This window comes from Nocardiopsis sp. NPDC007018, from assembly GCF_040635075.1.
Taxonomy (GTDB): domain Bacteria; phylum Actinomycetota; class Actinomycetes; order Streptosporangiales; family Streptosporangiaceae; genus Nocardiopsis.
Window position 1 is genome coordinate 40,756 of the sequence record NZ_JBEYHA010000020.1, and the last position, 17,129, is coordinate 57,884.

At 71.1% G+C, this 17,129-nt stretch carries 12 protein-coding genes and 1 pseudogene; 5 read left to right on the forward strand and 8 right to left on the reverse strand.

Annotated elements, in window-relative coordinates; all coding sequences use genetic code 11:
- Window positions 1-59: 59 nt before the first annotated feature.
- Complete coding sequence (locus ABZ635_RS13695) at window positions 60-881, reverse strand: SDR family oxidoreductase (RefSeq protein WP_357763838.1); 822 nt, start codon at window positions 879-881, stop codon at window positions 60-62.
- Between the two features lie 153 nt (window positions 882-1,034).
- Here ABZ635_RS13695 and ABZ635_RS13700 point away from each other — a divergent pair, with 153 nt between their 5' ends.
- The 3 genes from ABZ635_RS13700 to ABZ635_RS13710 all read left to right on the forward strand — a co-directional run bounded on the left by ABZ635_RS13700 (window position 1,035) and on the right by ABZ635_RS13710 (window position 4,362).
- Complete coding sequence (locus ABZ635_RS13700) at window positions 1,035-1,943, forward strand: helix-turn-helix transcriptional regulator (protein WP_357763841.1); 909 nt, start codon at window positions 1,035-1,037, stop codon at window positions 1,941-1,943.
- A 33-nt stretch (window positions 1,944-1,976) separates the two neighbouring features.
- Window positions 1,977-3,584, forward strand: a complete 1,608-nt coding sequence (locus ABZ635_RS13705) for a hypothetical protein (RefSeq protein ID WP_357763843.1) — start codon at window positions 1,977-1,979, stop codon at window positions 3,582-3,584.
- 124 nt (window positions 3,585-3,708) lie between these two features.
- The gene (locus tag ABZ635_RS13710) at window positions 3,709-4,362 is read left to right on the forward strand and encodes a TetR/AcrR family transcriptional regulator (protein WP_357763845.1); all 654 of its coding nucleotides are present in this window, start codon (window positions 3,709-3,711) and stop codon (window positions 4,360-4,362) included.
- 171 nt (window positions 4,363-4,533) lie between these two features.
- Here the strand turns inward: ABZ635_RS13710 and ABZ635_RS13715 are convergent, their stop codons facing one another.
- A complete protein-coding gene (locus tag ABZ635_RS13715; RefSeq protein WP_357763848.1) occupies window positions 4,534-5,838 on the reverse strand; it encodes an Ig-like domain-containing protein in 1,305 nt (434 codons plus the stop codon).
- Between the two features lie 339 nt (window positions 5,839-6,177).
- Here ABZ635_RS13715 and ABZ635_RS13720 point away from each other — a divergent pair, with 339 nt between their 5' ends.
- Window positions 6,178-6,501: a multidrug efflux SMR transporter gene (locus tag ABZ635_RS13720; protein WP_357763851.1), complete on the forward strand. Its 324-nt coding sequence runs from the start codon at window positions 6,178-6,180 to the stop codon at window positions 6,499-6,501.
- A gap of 31 nt (window positions 6,502-6,532) precedes the next feature.
- Complete coding sequence (locus ABZ635_RS13725; RefSeq protein WP_357763853.1) at window positions 6,533-7,105, forward strand: TetR family transcriptional regulator; 573 nt, start codon at window positions 6,533-6,535, stop codon at window positions 7,103-7,105.
- A 3-nt stretch (window positions 7,106-7,108) separates the two neighbouring features.
- Here ABZ635_RS13725 and ABZ635_RS13730 read toward each other — a convergent pair whose 3' ends face one another.
- From ABZ635_RS13730 to ABZ635_RS13755, 6 genes and pseudogenes are all read right to left on the reverse strand, one after another.
- Window positions 7,109-9,136 (reverse strand): AarF/UbiB family protein, encoded by a 2,028-nt coding sequence (locus ABZ635_RS13730; RefSeq protein WP_357763855.1) that lies wholly within the window; start codon window positions 9,134-9,136, stop codon window positions 7,109-7,111.
- A 188-nt stretch (window positions 9,137-9,324) separates the two neighbouring features.
- Window positions 9,325-10,902: a D-alanyl-D-alanine carboxypeptidase/D-alanyl-D-alanine-endopeptidase gene (dacB, locus tag ABZ635_RS13735; RefSeq protein WP_357763857.1), complete on the reverse strand. Its 1,578-nt coding sequence runs from the start codon at window positions 10,900-10,902 to the stop codon at window positions 9,325-9,327.
- Window positions 10,903-11,080: 178 nt separating this feature from the next.
- Window positions 11,081-13,303: an ABC transporter ATP-binding protein gene (locus tag ABZ635_RS13740; RefSeq protein ID WP_357763860.1), complete on the reverse strand. Its 2,223-nt coding sequence runs from the start codon at window positions 13,301-13,303 to the stop codon at window positions 11,081-11,083.
- The gene (locus ABZ635_RS13745; RefSeq protein WP_357763863.1) at window positions 13,300-14,223 is read right to left on the reverse strand and encodes an ABC transporter permease; all 924 of its coding nucleotides are present in this window, start codon (window positions 14,221-14,223) and stop codon (window positions 13,300-13,302) included. The genes ABZ635_RS13740 and ABZ635_RS13745 overlap by 4 nt, the downstream gene beginning before the upstream one ends.
- Window positions 14,216-15,226: an ABC transporter permease gene (locus tag ABZ635_RS13750; RefSeq protein ID WP_357763866.1), complete on the reverse strand. Its 1,011-nt coding sequence runs from the start codon at window positions 15,224-15,226 to the stop codon at window positions 14,216-14,218. The genes ABZ635_RS13745 and ABZ635_RS13750 overlap by 8 nt, the downstream gene beginning before the upstream one ends.
- Before the next feature lie 81 nt (window positions 15,227-15,307).
- Window positions 15,308-17,019, reverse strand: a pseudogene (locus ABZ635_RS13755) (ABC transporter family substrate-binding protein).
- Window positions 17,020-17,129 lie beyond the last annotated feature (110 nt).

Sequence of the window (17,129 nt, forward strand, 5' to 3'; positions counted from 1 at the left end):
GGCGGCGAAGGACCCCCTCCGTCCACCGCCCCGGCACACGCGCCCCGCACCACACGGCGCTACCAGGGCAGGACCCCGTAGCGCTCCGGGTCCTCCTCCGAGGCCAGGTGCCCCCACAGCACCCCGGTCGGACCGTCCTCGGGCAGCGTCGCCAGGTGCAGACTCACCCGCGCCCCCTGCTCGGCGGTACGGGAGCCACTGTGCCCGTTCAGGTCCGTCGCGCAGTACCCGGGGTTGGCGGCGTTCACCTTCACCGGCGTCCCCGCGAGTTCCTTGGCGTACAGGGCGGTCAGCATGTTGACCGCCGTCTTCGAGACGGGGTAGCCGGGCGACCCGGTGAGCCCGGAGTAGGGGCCGTCGGGGTCGGTCAGGACCCCGATCGACCCGACCTCGCTGGACACGTTCACCACGCGCCCCGCGTCCGACCGGCGCACCAGGGGAAGGAACGCGTTGGTCACCCTCACAACGGAGAGCGTGTTCACCTCCAACAGGTCCCGGAACCGCTCCGGGTCGGCCGTGCTCGGGCTCCCACCCAGGCCGAAGGCCGCGCCCGCGTTGTTGACCAGCACGTCCAGCCGACCGAACTCGTCCTCCACCCTCCGCGCGGCCTCCTTCACACTCACCGGGTCGGTGACGTCCAGCGACACCGCGTGCGCGTCCAGGCCCTCCTCCCGTAGGGTCCGCTCGGCCTCGGCCCCGCGCCCGGCGTCCCGCGCGCCCACCAGAACGGTCATGCCCTCCCCTCCCAGCAGCCGGGCGGTCTCCAGCCCGATCCCCCTGTTGGCGCCGGTGACCAGGGCGACCCTGGCGCCCTCGCCCGTTCCGCTCCCCTCGGTGTTCGTGTTCGTGGTCGTGTTCTCGATAGCCCGGTTCTCGCTCATGAGCACATCGTGGAAGCCCCGCACGCCCGGGAAAAGGGACCTCCCAAGGGTGGTATCAGCGGTACCAGTGTCACCGGCGGCCCCGGCGTGCATCCTGGAGTCGGGCCCGGCCCCGCCCCCACACCACCGAGGACCCCACACGAGGAGGCCGCCATGGCGGACCGCACCGAACTCGCCGCCTTCCTACGCGACCGACGCGCCCGCCGCGTCCCCTCCGACGTGGGCCTCCCCGACACCGGAAGACGGCGCACCCCCGGGCTGCGCCGCCAGGAGGTCGCCCAGCTCGCCGGGATGTCGGTCGAGCACTACGTGCGGCTCGAACAGGCGCGCGGCCCCAACCCCTCCCCCCAGGTGCTCTCCGCTCTGGCCCGCGCCCTCATGCTCACCGCCGACGAGCGCGCGTACCTGTTCCGCGTGGCCGGGGAGGAGCCACCCCGGGTCCGCGGACCGGTCCGCGAGGTCTCCCCCGCGATCCAGCACCTGCTGGACGGTCTCACCGCCACCCCCGCGTACGTCCTCGACGCCCGGTACGACGTCCTCGCCTGGAACGCCCTGGCCACCCACTTCATCGGGGACATGGCCGCGGCCGACCCGTCGGAGCGCAACATCATCACGTGGATGTTCCGGATGGCCGACGACGACCCCCGCGTGGCCGGGCGCTCCGACGCCGACTGCATGGAGCGCGGCTCGGTCGCGGACCTGCGTGCCGCCTACGCCCGCTACCCGGGCGACCCCGGCATCGAGCGGCTGGTCACGACCCTCCTGGGCACCTCCCCTCGGTTCACCGCACTGTGGGAGGAGCGTGACGTCCAGGAGCGCCGGGTCCTCCACAAGAGCGTGGAGCACCCGCTCGTCGGCCACCTGGAGTTCGAGTGCCAGGTGCTGCACGTCCCCGAATCCGACCAACGGGTGATGCTGTACTGCCCCGAGCCAGGCTCGACCAGCGAGGAGCGCATGCGACGGCTGGCGGCCGAGCACGTACCTCCGCGTGCCGGGGACTTCCCCGGCGGGGCCCGCAACGCCTGCCTCAGCGAGGTGGTCCGGGGACCGAGGGTAGGCTGACCCCGCCCCCACCCCCCGTACCGCCGAGGTTCCGTGTCCCCCTCCCCCCAGGAAGACCGCCCCCCGACCCCCGACGACGCGCGACCGGTCCTCCGGCCGCCGCGCTCCCTCGGCGCCGTCCTGTGGTTCCCGGTCTCCGCCTACGCCCGCGCCCCCTTCGCCCTCCTGGCGGCCACCGCCCTGCCCCTCGTCCCCGGGCAGCTGCTCGGGGCGCTCCTCGACCTCGGCGGGACCGAGGGGGCCCGGGTCGTGGACGGCGAAGTACTCGCCCCGCCCACGCCCCTCGGCGCCGGCACGTCGATCTCCCTCGGCAACGTCGAGCTCACTTCCGGCTGGTTCGCGGACGCCCTGACCCTCGTGGGCTGGGTGATCGGCCTGGCCGTGGGCGCCCTGGTCGCCGCCGGTGTCCTGTTCGACCGGCGCCTGGACGCGCGGGCCGCGGTCCGCTCCGTCGCGCGGCGCCTGCCCGGGCTGGCGCTGTGGTCCGTGCTGCTCCTGGTGTTCGCCGCGTTCGCCCTGGGCTCCGCCGGGGCGGGTTGGATCATGCTGTTCTCCGCCCTGACGGGAGACATGGCGTGGTCCGTGACCACACTCGTGTGGCCCCTGCTCGGAACGCTGATGCTGGTGCTGGCGGCACCGCTCCTGCTCGGCCCGCCGATCGCCGTCCTGTACGGCCTGACCCTGCCCGAGGCGATCGGCGCCGCCTGGCTGCTGGCACGCGGCCGCCGCGTCGCGCACCTGCTGTGCCTCCTTCCGCTGGGGGCCCTGCTCCTCCTGCCCGGAACGGTGGAGGACCGTGTGACGGAGGCGCTCGCCGGTTCGGGGACCGGCCTCGCCCTGGGCACTGGGCTGGGGCTCAAGGTCCTGTTGGTACTCGTGCTCGCCCCACTGCCCGTCCTGCTGCTGACCGGCCAGGCGCTGTGGGCGCCCCGGGACGGATCAGCCGCCGCGTCGACGCTCGGAGGCCCCGCCGGACCGCGTCTGGTCGCCGACCGCCTGCACCGCGCGGGCACGCTCCCCGGGGTTCCTCCGCGCCGCCCGCTGGCGGCCGCCGCCCTGGCCGCCTCCCTCGTGCTGGTCGCGCTGGCCAGCGGTGCGGCGCTGGGAGCCAACCCCCACGGCGCACCGGGCGTGACCACCGAGCGGCTGTCCCCGGAGGAGTTCGAGGCGCTGGCCGAAGGCCGCCTACCCGGCGGACACGACGTCCCCGCTCCGCCCGCCGAGGTGACGCGCTCCGACGGACGCCCCCTCGTCGGGGACCGCGACGACGAGGTGTACCTGCGGGACTGCCGCGACACCGCCTGCTCGGAGTGGGACACGCTCCCGCTCGGCGGCGGTTCGGTGAACTCCCTCCACGGTCCTCCCGGTCTGACCGTGGACGACCGCGACCGGCCCAGGGTGGCGTTCGTGGACGGCACCAGTGGAATGCTGACCTTCCTCGCCTGCGCCGACCCCAGCTGCGCCGCTTGGGAGACGACCGAACTCCTCGACCCCTACGACCTGCCCCTCCGGATGAGCGCGGAGGACCCCTCGGGGTACGCGCCGGTGCGCGTCCTGCCCACGGACGGCGACCGCCCCGAACTCCTGCTGGGACACCACCGGATCGCCTGCGCCGACCCTCTGTGCGGCCTCACCGTCTGAACACCGGGCCCCGGAGCGCGGGCCCGGGCCCTCATCGGGTGAGGGGGCGGACCGGCTTCTCGATAGCGTGGGGCGGACGGGAACGGCGGCCCCGGCCCGTGGCACGAGGAAGTGGAGAGCAGGCATGAGCGAGACGCCCCCCGCCCCCACCCCCCTGGAGGAGCGGCGACCGCCCGGGCACCCGCAGCGCCGACGGGTGAACCGGCGCGACCAGATCCTGCGCGCCGCCGCCGAGGTGTTCGCCGTGCGGGGCTTCCACAACTCCTCGCTCACCGACATCGCCGCGGTCCTCGACATCACCCCCGCCGGGGTGCTGCACCACTTCGGTTCCAAGACCGACCTGCTCACCGCCGTCCTGGAGCTGCGCGACTCCACCGATCCGGCACCCGAAGGCGGGGGCATGCTCGACCACCTCGTCACCACGGCCGACCGCAACGCCGAGCGCCCCGGAACCACACGGCTCTACACGGTGCTCTCCGCCGAGAGCGCCACCGCCGACCACCCCGCCCAGGAGTGGTTCCGGGAACGCTACGCCGTGCTGCGCCGGGAGGTCGAGGAGGCGGTGCTCGACCGGATCGGCCCCGAGCACCGCGAGGCAGCGAGCACGCCCGGGCCGAGCGGCCACTCCCCCGCACGGTCGGCGGCCACCGCGGTGCTCGCCGCCATGGACGGGCTCCAGGTGCAGTGGCTGCTGGAACCCGAGGCGGTGGACATGGCCGCCGTGACCGAACTCGTGATCGACGCCGTCGTCGCCCGCCTGGAGCGCGCCGGGGCCTGAACCGCGCAGGGTGACACCACCGGCACCGAGCACCCCGGCGCGAGTCACGGAACGAGAACGCGCGAAGGCCCGAACGGCGCAGGGGGCAGCGAGGGATCGCACAACGCGAAGGGCGCCACGGTGCGGTCGCACCGTGACGCCCCGGGTGGGTTCAGCGCCTCCGGGAGGCGGTCACAGGTCCTCGCCGTGCACGGCGCCCGGCGTTCCGTACGTGGTCGACTGCGGGTCGGCGGTCTCGCTGCCCTCCAGCCACTCGTCCCACGACTTCTGCCAGTAGCCCCAACCGTTGTCCCACTCGAACTCGCGGTCGGTGCCGGTCGTGTCGAGGATGTCGCCCATCAGGGTGTTCTCGAAGAACCACCGGGCGTCGTCCATCCGCAGGTTGGTGCACCCGTTGGAGGTGTTGGCCGAGCCGATGTTGCCGTTGTAGGACGCCTCGTGGACGAACTCACCGCTGTTGGAGGTGCGCACCGCGTACTGCACGTCCACCTTGTAGGAGCCGGGGGCGTCCTCGGGGATGCCCACGGTCGCCGAGTCCATGGTGAGCTGCTCGTAGCGCTCCATCATCACGTGGGTGCCGGTGGTGGTGGTGTCGAAGCGGCGGTTGGCCGCCCCGTTGCTCACCTCGATGACGCGTTCCTCTTCGCCGTCGATCTCGATGACCATCTCGTGGTCGGGCACGTGCATGGTCGCGATCAGCTCGCGGCCGATCTCGAAGTCGATCTGGTAGTTGCGCACCCCGTAGACGCCATCGGACGCCTCGACGCCCGCGAGGTTCAGGTCCACGGTGACGTTCTGGTACGGCTCCCAGTACTCCTCCGGGCGGAAGACCGCCATCTGGTCGGTGACCCAGTTCCAGGCGCCGACGGTCTCCTGCTCCGCGACCACGTTCATGGAGTTCTCGACCTGCGCCTTGTGGGTGACGGGCATGTCGAAGTTGATCACGATCGGCATGCCGACGCCGACGGTGTCGCCCGAGCTGGGGAAGTTGGAGACCAGTTCGAGGCGCTGTCCGGGGGTCGCCTCCAGGGTGGTGAACTCGGTGGTGAACTCGGTCTCCTCACCGGCCTCGTTCGCTCCGGTGGCGGTCACCACGATCTCCGAGCCGGGGCGCAGGTTCCAGTCGCTGACCCACTCCGTCTCGTCCTCGTTCAGGGTGCCGGTCATCGCGTAGAGGTCGCTGTCGCCCTCGCCGTCGCCCTCACCCTCGGCGGACGCCTCGCCGACCACGACCTGGTCGACCCGGACGTCGGTGATGACCCCGCTCTCGGCGCTGACCCGGACGGGGGTGTTGGGCGCGATCTCCTCACCACCGGCCTCCGGGGTGATGGTCAGCTCGGCCGGCTCGGCGTCGGCGGGATCGGCGTTGCTCTGCGTCTCGGCGTCACCGGACGTGCAGGCGGTCGCTGCGAGAGCGAGCGCCACCAGGCCGATGCCGAACCGACGCGTCACCGCCGGGTGGGACTTCCCCGTCACGTCTGGACCTCCATAGCTGAAACTCGAACCCGACCTACTGCTCTGAGTAAGACGCTCCGGCGCGGAAAAGGTTCTGAACTCGCGCGCATCGGTATACAGCGGTTATCCGGGACCCGTCGACCCGTGACACCCGGAAGCGACGAGAATACACCCAGGGGGTACACGGGCGGCCCGTCGGGGGCGGGGTTTCGGGCCGCCCGGAAGCGACTCCACTTGCCTTGCCATCATGCCCGACCTAGAATCTTGTTCGTTCGCTCAGGTTGTTGTTCTCCGGGGAAACCTGAGCATCCGGACAACTTTCACGGGCCTCACCGGCCCACCCGTCACAAGGGGAAACACATGCCGTGGTTCTGGCTCGCCGGGGCGATCGTCCTGGAAGTGTTCGCCACCACCTCCCTGAAGCTCTCCGAGGGGTTCACCCGCCTCCTCCCCTCGGTGTTCGTCGTCGTCGGCTACGTCGGCGCGTTCTACATGCTGTCCCAGACCCTCGACCGGGGCATGCCGCTCGGAGTCGCCTACGGGGTGTGGGCCGCGTTGGGGGTCGCCCTCCTCGCCGTCATCGGGGTGGTCTTCCTCGGTGAGTCCCTGACCTGGATACAGGTGGGCGGCATCGCCATGGTCATCGCGGGGGTCATGGCCCTGGAGATGGGAGGCCAGCACTGACCAGCCGCGACCGACCGGCAGGATGGGCAACGTGAGCACCCGGTACCCCGACCCCGAGACCATCAGTGACGGCCGCCGACGCAAGGGCGAACTGCGGCGTCGCCTACTCCTGGACGCCACCATGAACGTCATCACGCGCGACGGTGTCGCCGCCGTCACCCAAAGACGCGTGGCGGCCGAGGCGGGCGTCCCTCCCAGCACCGTCACCTACTACTACGCGGCCGTCGACGACCTCCTGGTCGCCGCCCTCACCAGGGTGAACGACGCCTACGTGGAACAGATGGGCGCACTCGCCGACGACCCCGACGAGGCCCTGCGCGGCTTCGCGGCACTCATCGCCGAGGGCACCGGGAGCGACCGCACCCACGCCCTGGCCGAGATGGAACTGTTCCTCCTCGCCGCCCGGCGGCCCGCCCTGCGCGAGCAGACCGACCGCTGGACGGCGGCCGTGGACGCCTTCTTCGCGCCCTACCTCCCCGACCCCGAGGCCCGGGCGGGCGTCACCGCGGCGGCCAACGGATACTTCCTGTGCTGCTGCACCACCAGTCCCCCTCCCGACGCCGACGAGGTGTACCGGGTCCTGCGCCGCCTGGTCAACGGCTGACCCTCACACGCGTCCCCGCCCCCGGCCACGGCCGTCCCGGACCATGTCCACCAGCAGACGCAGCACGAACATCGCCGTGGCGGCCAGCAGCAGCCAGGCCAGCAGGTTCAGGGCCTGCGTGTGCGTGGCCAGCTCCTCCCACGACACCCCAGGCGTCTCGGTCACGTTGAACAGCCCCACCGACATGAATCCCGTGACCACCGCCAGCACCGTCATCACCGCGCGCCAGACCACCGAGCGCAGGAGTCTTCGGTCCTCCGGGTGGGCGAACAGCCGGGCCTGCACGGTGAACCGACCCTTGTGCAGCTGGTCGGTGATGCGGTCCAGCCTGCGCGGAAGCCGTCGCAGCGTGGGCAGCAGCGCCACCAGCTCCGCGGACGCCACCTCCCGCAGGTTCCCGGTGCCCCACTGCTCGGACATCCGCGCTCCGGCGTAGCGCTTGGCCTCGGCCACCGTGTCGAACCCCGGCGACAGGTGCACCAGGGTGCCCTCCAGCGTGGCCAGTGCGCGGAACACCCCGGCCAGCTCCCCCGGGAGCACCAGCCCGAACCGGGTGACCAGCATCAGCAGCTCGGTGAACATCCGCATGCTCGAGGTGGTGCCGCCGTGCAGGTAGCGGGCCATGAACTGGCCGAGCGAACGGCGCAGCCGCTCCGCGTCGACGTCGCCCGGGTCGTCGACCACGTCCAGCAGGGTGTCGGTCAGCAGCACCGCGTCGCCCCGGTCGATGGCCAGCAGCATCATCTGGAGGGCCTCACGGGTTTGGGCGTCCAACCGCCCCACCGACCCGTGGTCCAACAGCCCCACACCGCCCCCGTCGAGCACCAGGATGTTGCCCGGGTGCGGGTCGGCGTGGAAGATCCCGCTGACCAGCACCTGTTCCAGCAGGCAGTCCAGCAGGACCCGGGCCAGGCGCTCCCCCTCCTGCGCCGAGAGCTCGCGTCCGCCCACCTGGGTACCGTGCAGGCGCTCCATCACCAGGACCCGGCGGCTGGTGTAGGCCTCGTACACCCGGGGAACGCGTACCCCGGAGCCGCTCGTGGCGTCCGCGACGGCCGCGATGTTGGCGGCCTCCGTCTCGAAGTCCATCTCCTCCAACAGCGCCTCGGCGAATCCGTCGGCGAGTTCGAGCACCCCGATGGCGGGCCCCCAGTCGGTGTGCTCCTCGAACCGCCGCGCCATCCTGCGGATGATGTCGAGGTCCCTGCGGACCACCGGGACGATCCCGGGGCGCTGCACCTTCACCACCACCTCCTCGCCCCCGTGCAACCGCGCCGGATGGGCCTGGGCGATGGAGGCGGCCGCCAGGGGCTCGGGGGCGAACTCGGCGAACACCTCGTCGTACGGTCGGCCGAGCTCGCCCTCCACGCAGGCGCGGATCTCCTCGAAGGGCACCCGCGCGACCTCGCTGTGCAGACGGCCGAGTTCCTCCACGAACACCGGGGGCAGCAGGTCCCGCCGGGTGGCCAGCACCTGTCCCAGCTTGACGAACACCACCCCGGCCTCCTCCATGGACCGGGCCAGGGAGCGGGCCAGGCGCCGCTGCACCGAGGAGTCCTCGATTCCCTCGCGTCTGCCCAGCACGTAGCCGCCCAGCCCGTGCCGGGCGAGAATCCACAGGATGCGCCGGTACCGGCCGAGCCGCCCGAACCAGTTGCGCGCCTCCCGGACCATGGCCACCGGCCGGAACCGGGTGCCCCGGGGCAGCAGGAGTTCCAGCGCGACGAAGGCGAGCATGGCCCCCACCGCCATGGCGAAGAGCATCAGCGACATGTACCCGGGGTGGTCCAGGTCCGCGGGTTCGAGCGAGTTCAGCGCCTCGAAGCTGCCGTAGTAGGCCAGGATCGCGCCCACCGAGCCGACCGGGGCACCGATCAGCGCCGCCAGCGCCAGCCTGGGCAGGTTGAACGGCACGTCCATGAGCCGGCTCGCCAGCGTGCCCAGACCCAGGAGGACCAGGACCAGCGCGACCAGTGACACGACCTGGCTGACGACCATGCCGAACACCGAGGTGACGGTGAGCGTTTCCATCACGTCCTTCAGCCGGATGAGGGGTGGGGCCCCAACACTGCCACCTCAGGGCATCGGCCGACAGCCTCGGTCCCCAGCCTGTGGACAACCCGCGCTCGCGCCGCCCCCTTCCCGGCGGGAACGCGCGAGGGCCCACGGGGTCTCCCCGTGGGCCCTCCTCAGGTGCGCGGATCAGGCTGATCAGCGGGTCAGCACGTCAGATCCCAGGAGCACTCGACCTGCCCGCCCTCGACGGCGACGGTGCCGCCGCGCTGGGCGACCGTGGCCGCGCCGCCCTGGTTGCCCAGGTACTCGGCCAGCCGGACCACCACGGCGTCCTGCGCACCAAGCGGCGCACCGCCGGTGTGGCCGTTGTTGACGACGCTGAAGTACAGCTCGCCGTCCGGGCCTTCCACGTAGCCCGAGAGCGCGCTCACCCCGGACATGGTGCCGGTCTTGGCCCGCGCGACCCCCTCGGCGGCGGTGCCGCCCATCCGGTTGGCCAGCGTGCCCCCGACGAACGGGTCGCTGTCGCCCGCGACCGGCAGCGAGTCGTGCCACACCGGGTACCAGTCGGCGTCCTGGACGCTGTCGAGCAGGTCCACCACGGTGTTCGCGGTGACCAGGTTCCCCCGGGACAGCCCGGAGCCGTCGGTGAGGACCAGGTCCGAGGTGTCGACGCCCAGCTGCTGGAGCGCGGTCTCCTGGACGGTCAGGCCCGCCTCCCACGATCCCTCGCCGGAGACCTCGCGGCCCAGGGTCTTGGTCAGCATCTCGGTGTGCCCGTTGTTGCTGAACTTCATGAGCGGGACCAGCACCTCGCCCAGCGGCATGGAGGTGTGGTCGCCCACCACGCGCGGACGGTGCCAGTCCTGGGGCACCTCTCCCCGGGTGACCTCGCCCGTCACGGTCACGCCGTTCTCCTCCAGGGCCTGGGCGAACAGGTGCCCGGCGAGCCCCGCGGGCTCGTCCACCGTGCGCAGCGCGACCACGGGACCGGCGTTCTCCGACAGCGACCCGGTGACCCGCAGGGTGTTGGTGCCGACAGGGCGGTCGACCGTGATCCCGGTGCCCTCCCCCGCGGGAACGGTGGCGGCCCGGTTGTCGAGCTCCGCGTAGCCCTCGGCGGCGCCCAGGTCCACGCTCACCGGCTCACCGGCCGAGGAGGCGGTCACGGTCACCTCGGTCACACCGGTGTCGTAGCGCTCGCCGTGGGCCACGGTGAGCGCGGAGATCTGCGCCGAGTAGGCGTACGGCTCGTCCTCGGGCCACCAGTCGTCCACGAGGCGCTGGTTGTCGAACCACGAGTCGTCCGCGTACAGGTCGCCGACGGAGGTCACCCCGGAGGCGGCCACCTCGGCGGCGATCGTGTCGAGGTCCTCCGCGTTCAGGGTCGGGTCGCCGCCGCCGACCAGGTACAGCTCGGGCACGTCCCCCCGGCCCGGGCGGCGCTCCACCACGGCCTCGGTGTCGAAGGTGTGGTCGGCTCCGAGCTCCTCCAGGGCCGCGGCGGCCGTGAAGAGCTTCACGTTCGAGGCGGGCAGCAGCGGGGTGTCCGCGTCACGCGAGTACAGCACCTCACCGGAGGCGGCGTCGGTGACCACCACGCCGGAGGTCGCCCCCGCCAGGGCCGGGTCCTCCAGGATCGCGTCGATGTCGGAACGCAGGTCGTCGGCGCGCTGGGCCGCGTCGGCGGTGTCGGCCCACACCGGCGCCACCGGCGTGAGGGCCACCAAGGGTGCGACGACGAGCGCGGGGAGCCATCGTCGAGGGGGTACGGGGGTCATGTCTCTCCTCGGGTGGGACCGAACAGGAGTGGGAGTGTGCCAGGCGAACCTAGCCCACGGACTCCCCTCACGCCAGGACACCCGGGGCGGTTCGGCGGCACGGAGGCACCCCGAGAGAAGGACCCGTACACGACGACGGGGCGGGTGGGGAGACCCCGCCCGCCCCGTCGGACCAGCCCTAGATGAGCTCGATCGCCTTCGAGTAGTGGCACGCGTCATGGTGCCCCGTGCCCCGGTCCCGCAACTCCGGCGGCTCCTCCACGCACCTGGCGCGTTCGGCGTCCGAAAGCTCGTCGGCGAACTTCGGGCACCGGGTCCGGAACCGGCAGCCCGAGGGCGGGTTGGCCGGGCTGGGGATGTCACCGGTGACGGTGATCCGCTCCCGGGTCCGCTCCTTGACCGGGTCCGGTAGCGGGATCGCCGAGATCAGCGCCTGCGTGTACGGGTGCGCCGGAGCGCTGAACAGCTGCTCCGTGGTGGCCGTCTCCACCATCTTGCCGAGGTACATCACGGCCACGCGGTCCGCGATGTGCTTGACCACCGACAGGTCGTGCGAGACGAACAGGTACGACAGCCCGAGCTCGTCCTGGAGGTCCTCCAGAAGGTTGATCACGCCCGCCTGGATGGACACGTCCAGCGCCGAGACCGGCTCGTCGAGCACCAGCACCCTCGGATTGAGCGACAGCGCGCGGGCCACGCCGATGCGCTGGCGCTGGCCACCGGAGAACTCGTGCGGGTACCGCGAGCCGTGCTCGGGGTTGAGCCCCACCAATTCCAGCAGCTCGGACACCCGTTTGCGGGCGTCCCGGTGGCCGCTCCCGTGGATGCGCATGGGCTCGGCGATGATGTCCGCGACGGTCATGCGCGGGTCCAGGGACGCGAACGGGTCCTGGAACACCAGCTGGAGGTCCTTGCGCAGCGGCCGCATCCGGCGGTCGGACAACCCGTGCAGCGGCTGGCCCATGTAGGTGACCTCGCCCGAGGTCAGCTTGATGAGGTTCAGCAGCAGCCGTGCCGTGGTGGACTTGCCGCAGCCGGACTCGCCGACCAGCGCGAGGGTCTCCCGTTCACGCAGGTCCAGCGAGATCCCGGAGACCGCCTGTACCGCCCCGACCCTGCGCCGCAGCAACCCCTTGGAGCGGATCGGGAAGTGCTTGACCAGGTCGGTGGCGGAGAGCAGGACCTCCGGCTCCTCGGTGGAGGAGACGTCGCGGGCGCCGTCCGCGCCCAGCTCCTCCAGGTACTCCTCGCGGGCCTCGACCACCTGCGACTCGGCCGCCTCCATCTCGGCGACCGAGGCCATGCCCTCGGTGTCCACCGAGGTGGCCCTGAACAGGTCGCCGGCCTCCGCTTCCACGAGCTCCTCGCTGAAGTGGCAGGCGGCGGTGTGTTCGGAGGCCGACCCGCCGCCCTCTCCCTCGCCCTCGCCGACGAGGAGCAGCCGGGGCTCCTCCTCGTGGCAGCGGTCCCGGGCCATGGGGCAGCGCGGCGCGAACCCGCACCCCTTCGGCAGGTCCCGCAGCGAGGGCGGAGCGCCGAGGATGGGGGTGAGCCGGTCGCTCCGGTCGCCGTCCAGGCGCGGCAGCGATCCGAGCAGCCCCAGCGCGTAGGGCATACGCGGCCGGTAGAAGACCTCCTCCACCGACCCCATCTCCACGATGCGGCCCGCGTACATCACGCCCACCCGGTCGACCTGCCCGGCCACCACGCCGAGGTCGTGGGTGATGAGCACCAGGGCGGCCCCGGTCTCCGCGCGAGCCCGCTGGAGGGCCTCCAGCACCTGCGCCTGGACGGTGACGTCGAGCGCCGTGGTGGGCTCGTCCGCGATGATCACGTCCGGGTCGTTGGCCATCGCGATCGCGATCACCACTCGCTGGCGCATACCGCCGGACAGCTCGTGCGGGTACTGCCTGAGCCGCTGCTCCGGGGACGGGATGCCCACGATCTCCAGTAGTTCCAGCGCCCGTGCCATGGCGGCCTTCTTGCCCACCTTCCGGTGGGCGAGCACGGCCTCGGCGATCTGGTAGCCGATCGTGTACACGGGGTTGAGCGAGGTCAGCGGGTCCTGGAAGATCATCGCGATCCTCTGACCCCTGACCTCGCTGATCGCCTTGTCGTCCAGCCCGATGATCTCCTGCCCCAGGAGCCGGGCCGAGCCCTCCACCTTCGCGTTCCTGGGCAGCAGGCCCATGATCGCCATGGAGGTCACGGACTTGCCCGATCCCGACTCCCCCACGATGCCCAGGGCCTCGCCCCGGCGCACCTGGTAGGAGACCTGTCGGACCGCGGGCAGCGGGCCGTCGTCGGAGGGGAAGGTGACGCTGAGGTCGCTGACCTCCAGCACCACGTCGTCGGTGTCCGCCACGGCGGTGCCTCCCCCGTTCTCGTTCTCAGTCGTCATCGCCGCACCCTGGTCTGTCGTGGGTCGAGGGCGTCCCGGAGGCCGTCACCGATGAAGTTGATCGTCAGACAGATCAGCACCAGCAGCACACCCGGCGGGTAGAACAGCCACGGTCGCGTGGAGACCGCCGTGCGCGCGCTGCCGATCATCTGGCCGAGCGAGATGTCCGGCAGCTGGATGCCCAGCCCGAGGAAGGACATGCCCGCCTCGGCGAGGATGGCCACCGCCACCAGCAGGGTGGCGGCCACGATGATCGGTCCGGCCGCGTTGGGCAGCAGGTGCCGGAGGATGATCCACGGTGCCGAGGCGCCCGACGCGCGGGCCGCCTCGACGAACTCCTGTTCCCTGAGGGACAGCACCACGCCGCGCACCACGCGGGCGATGGTGGCCCACGAGAAGATCGAGATGATCAAGGCGATCGCGGACCAGGAGGTCCCGGCCCCGCTGTTGCCCGCGATCGCGGCGGCGGCCACGAGCAGCGGGACGATCAGGAAGATGTCGACGACGCGCATCATGAGCGCGTCCACCCTGCCGCCGTAGTACCCGGCGGTGGCGCCCCACAGCGACCCGAACGCGGTGGACAGCAAGGAGACGGTGAAGGCGACCTTCAGCGTCTGCTGGGCTCCGCGCATGAGCTGGCCGAGGACGTCGTGCCCGGCGGCCGAGGTGCCCAGCGGGTGGGTGCCGGACGGGGGCTGGTTACTGGGGATCTCCCGGTAGACCGTGTGGTCCCACGTCCAGAGGAAGGGTCCGACGAACGCGAACAGGGCGATGACCGCCAGGAGGACCAGGCTGATCATCGCGGGCCGGTGGCGCGTGAACCGGATCAGGATGGTCTGGAGCTGGGTCTGGTCCGCGCCGCTCCCGCGCTTCTTCGCCGGGTCACGGCGCGCGCTCTTCGACATGCCGTTCTCACTCATAGCGAATCCTCGGGTCCAGCACGGCGTACAGCAGGTCGGCGACGAGGTTGGCCAGGATGACGATGACGCCGCTGAGCAGCAGCCATCCCATCAGCGCGAAGGAGTCGTTCTTGTCCACCGCGGTGATGAAGTAGTCACCGAGACCACGCCACTGGAAGACCACCTCGGTGAGGATGGCCCCGTCGATGACACCCGCGACGCCGATGGCCACCACGGTGGTCAGGGGGATCAGGGCGGTGCGCAGCGCGTGGCGCCTGATGACCGTGTGGTTGCGCAGGCCCTTGGCCCGCGCCAGGCGCACGTAGTCGCTGTTCATCACCTCCAGCATCGAGGTGCGCTGGTAGCGGCTCCACGACGCGAAACTGATGAGCATGAGCACGATCGTGGGCAGCGCCATGTGCGCGAAGGCGTTGAGGAACTGGTCCCACAACGGCGCGCCCTCGGCTCGGAAGCGGCCGTCGCCGATCGTGGCGAAGACCTGCTCGCCCACCAGCTGGTTGAACTTGACCCCGGCTGCCTGCATGATGCCCGCGAACCAGAAGGTCGGCAGCGCCAGGGCGAGGAAGCCGACGAAGGTCAGGGTGTAGTCGAGCTTCGAGTACTGGCGCAGCGCGCTGATCACGCCGGTGATGATCGCGAGGCCCAGCGCGAAGACCATGGCCGCGCCCACCAGGCGCAGGGTGGTCCACAGGCGTTCGGCGATGGCCGTGCCGATGTCGTAGTGGGCGCCCTGGGTGGAGGGACCGAACTCCCCCTGGAGCAGTCCGATGTCGCCGTTTCCGCCGATCCCGGTCACCCACAGCCAGTACCGCTCGGGCATGGAGCGGTCGAGGTAGAGCCGCTCCTCCGCCTGTTGCAGCACGGCCTCGGTGGGCGGTGGCTGGGCCATCCGGACGTCGGCGAGCGGGTCACCGGAGATGTCGATCATCACGAAGGTGAGGATGGACGCGAGGATCAGGACGGGTATCGCGCCCAGGATGCGCCGCGTCGTGTAAACGAGCATGGGAGTGATCCTTCAGGGGTGGACGAGGACCGGTCCGGCCCCGGGAGGGTGTCCGGGGCCGGACCTGGGTGGTGCGCCGGACTAGCTGGCGACGTCCCACTCACCGATGTTGTAGGTGGCTCGGTAGCTGGACTGAAGGTTGTCGTGGACGTTCACGAGGCGGTCCGAGTTCGCGAAGAAGTAGTTCGGCTCCGCCATGATCGGCATGACGTAGGCCTCCGGAACGTGGATCGCCATGGCCTGGTTGGACAGGTCGGCGGCGGTGTCCAGGTCGGGGGCGTTGTCCACGCCCTCGGTCAGCTCGTCGACCTCGTCGTTGGCGTAGCCGCCGAAGTTGCTGCCGCTCTCGGAGTGCCACTGCTGCTGCGGGGTGGTCACGAAGTACGGGGAACCGGACCAGCCGAACTGGACGATGTCGTACTCGGCCGCGGCGAGCATGCCGCCGAGGTCGTCGGTCATCTCGATGTTGGTCGTGATGCCGATCTCGGAGAGCTGGGCCTGGATGAGCTGGACCGAGGTGTTGCGGACGGTCGAGTCGGTGCTGCGCAGGCGGAACGGGCCGATCTCGTCGCCGTCCAGCGTGAGGGTCTCACCGGACTCGAAGCCCTCGTAGCCGGCCTCCTCCAGGATGCTCCGGGCCTCGTCGAGGTCGCCGGTGCCCAGGGGCTCGTTCTCGTAGTGGTCGACGAAGTAGGGGCTGTCCGCGCCGAAGGTGTGGTTGTTCTTCAGCTCGTACTCGGGGTAGCCGGCGCCGAAGTTGCGGTTGGCGATGTCGTCGCGGTCGATCGCGGTGAAGATGGCGCGGCGCAGCTCGACGTCCTGCAGCTTCTCGTTCCTCAGGTTGAGGTCGATGTGCTCCCAGGTGGCGCCCTCGGCGACGGTCACCTCGGCGTTGGCGACGTCCTGGAGCTGGAGGATGACGTCCTCGCTGTAGTCGGCCGGGTTGGCGCCGTCGATCTCGTTGTTGATGAAGGCGTTGACGAAGGTGCCCTCTTCGGCGTTGTACGGCATGGTGATCTTGTCGAGCGCGGGCTCGGTCTCACCGAACCAGTTGGGGTTCGGCTCCTTGACGACCTCGTTCTCCAGGTCGCCCGCGGTGATCATGTACGGGCCGCCGGACCACTCGGGGCGCTCGGAGTGCAGCCAGGCGTAGTACTCGCCCAGGTCGTCGGCGTCGTCGATGTCCCAGCCGTTCTCCTCGGCCAGGTGCGCGGGCACGAAGCCACCGGTCTGGCTGTGCGCGTCGAAGAGGCCCATCCACTCCGGGTCGGCCAGCCCCTCCTTGAGCTTGAAGGTGGCGGTCTTGCCGTCGACCTCGACGGACTCGACCTTGTCGTTGCTGGCGGAGGAGCGGGGTCGCACCCGCCGCAGTAGCCCTCGTCCGGGCTGGTGCCGAGCATCCAGGAGACGCGCAGGTCCTCACCGGTCATCGGCTCTTCGTCGCTCCAGACGGCGTCGTCGGCGAGCGTGATGGTCCACTCGAACGGCCCCTCGTCGGGGTCGTCGTTGATGAGCTGGGGCTCCTCGGCGAGGACGTCCATGTTGTACTCGTACGTCGCGTCCGGCTGCCACTGGCCGGTGTAGGGGAGCACACCGGAGAGCATCTGGATGACGTACACGCTGCCACCGGCGACGCTGGTGGCCTGCCAGGCGCCGGGGAGGCTGTTGATCACCCAGGTGACCTCCTTGGTGCCACCGCCGCCGTCACCCCCTCCGCCACCGCAACCACTGGCCACCATGACCGCTGACGTCGCCGCGGCGGCGAGCGCCAGCGTCTTTCGGCGCTTGAACATAGTCACACCCTTGATCATTCATGCGTACAGGCCATGGGTCGGCGCCCCGCGGGACACAACCCACCAAAACTAGGCGATTAGTCGATTAGAAGACCATTAAGCGAAATGTC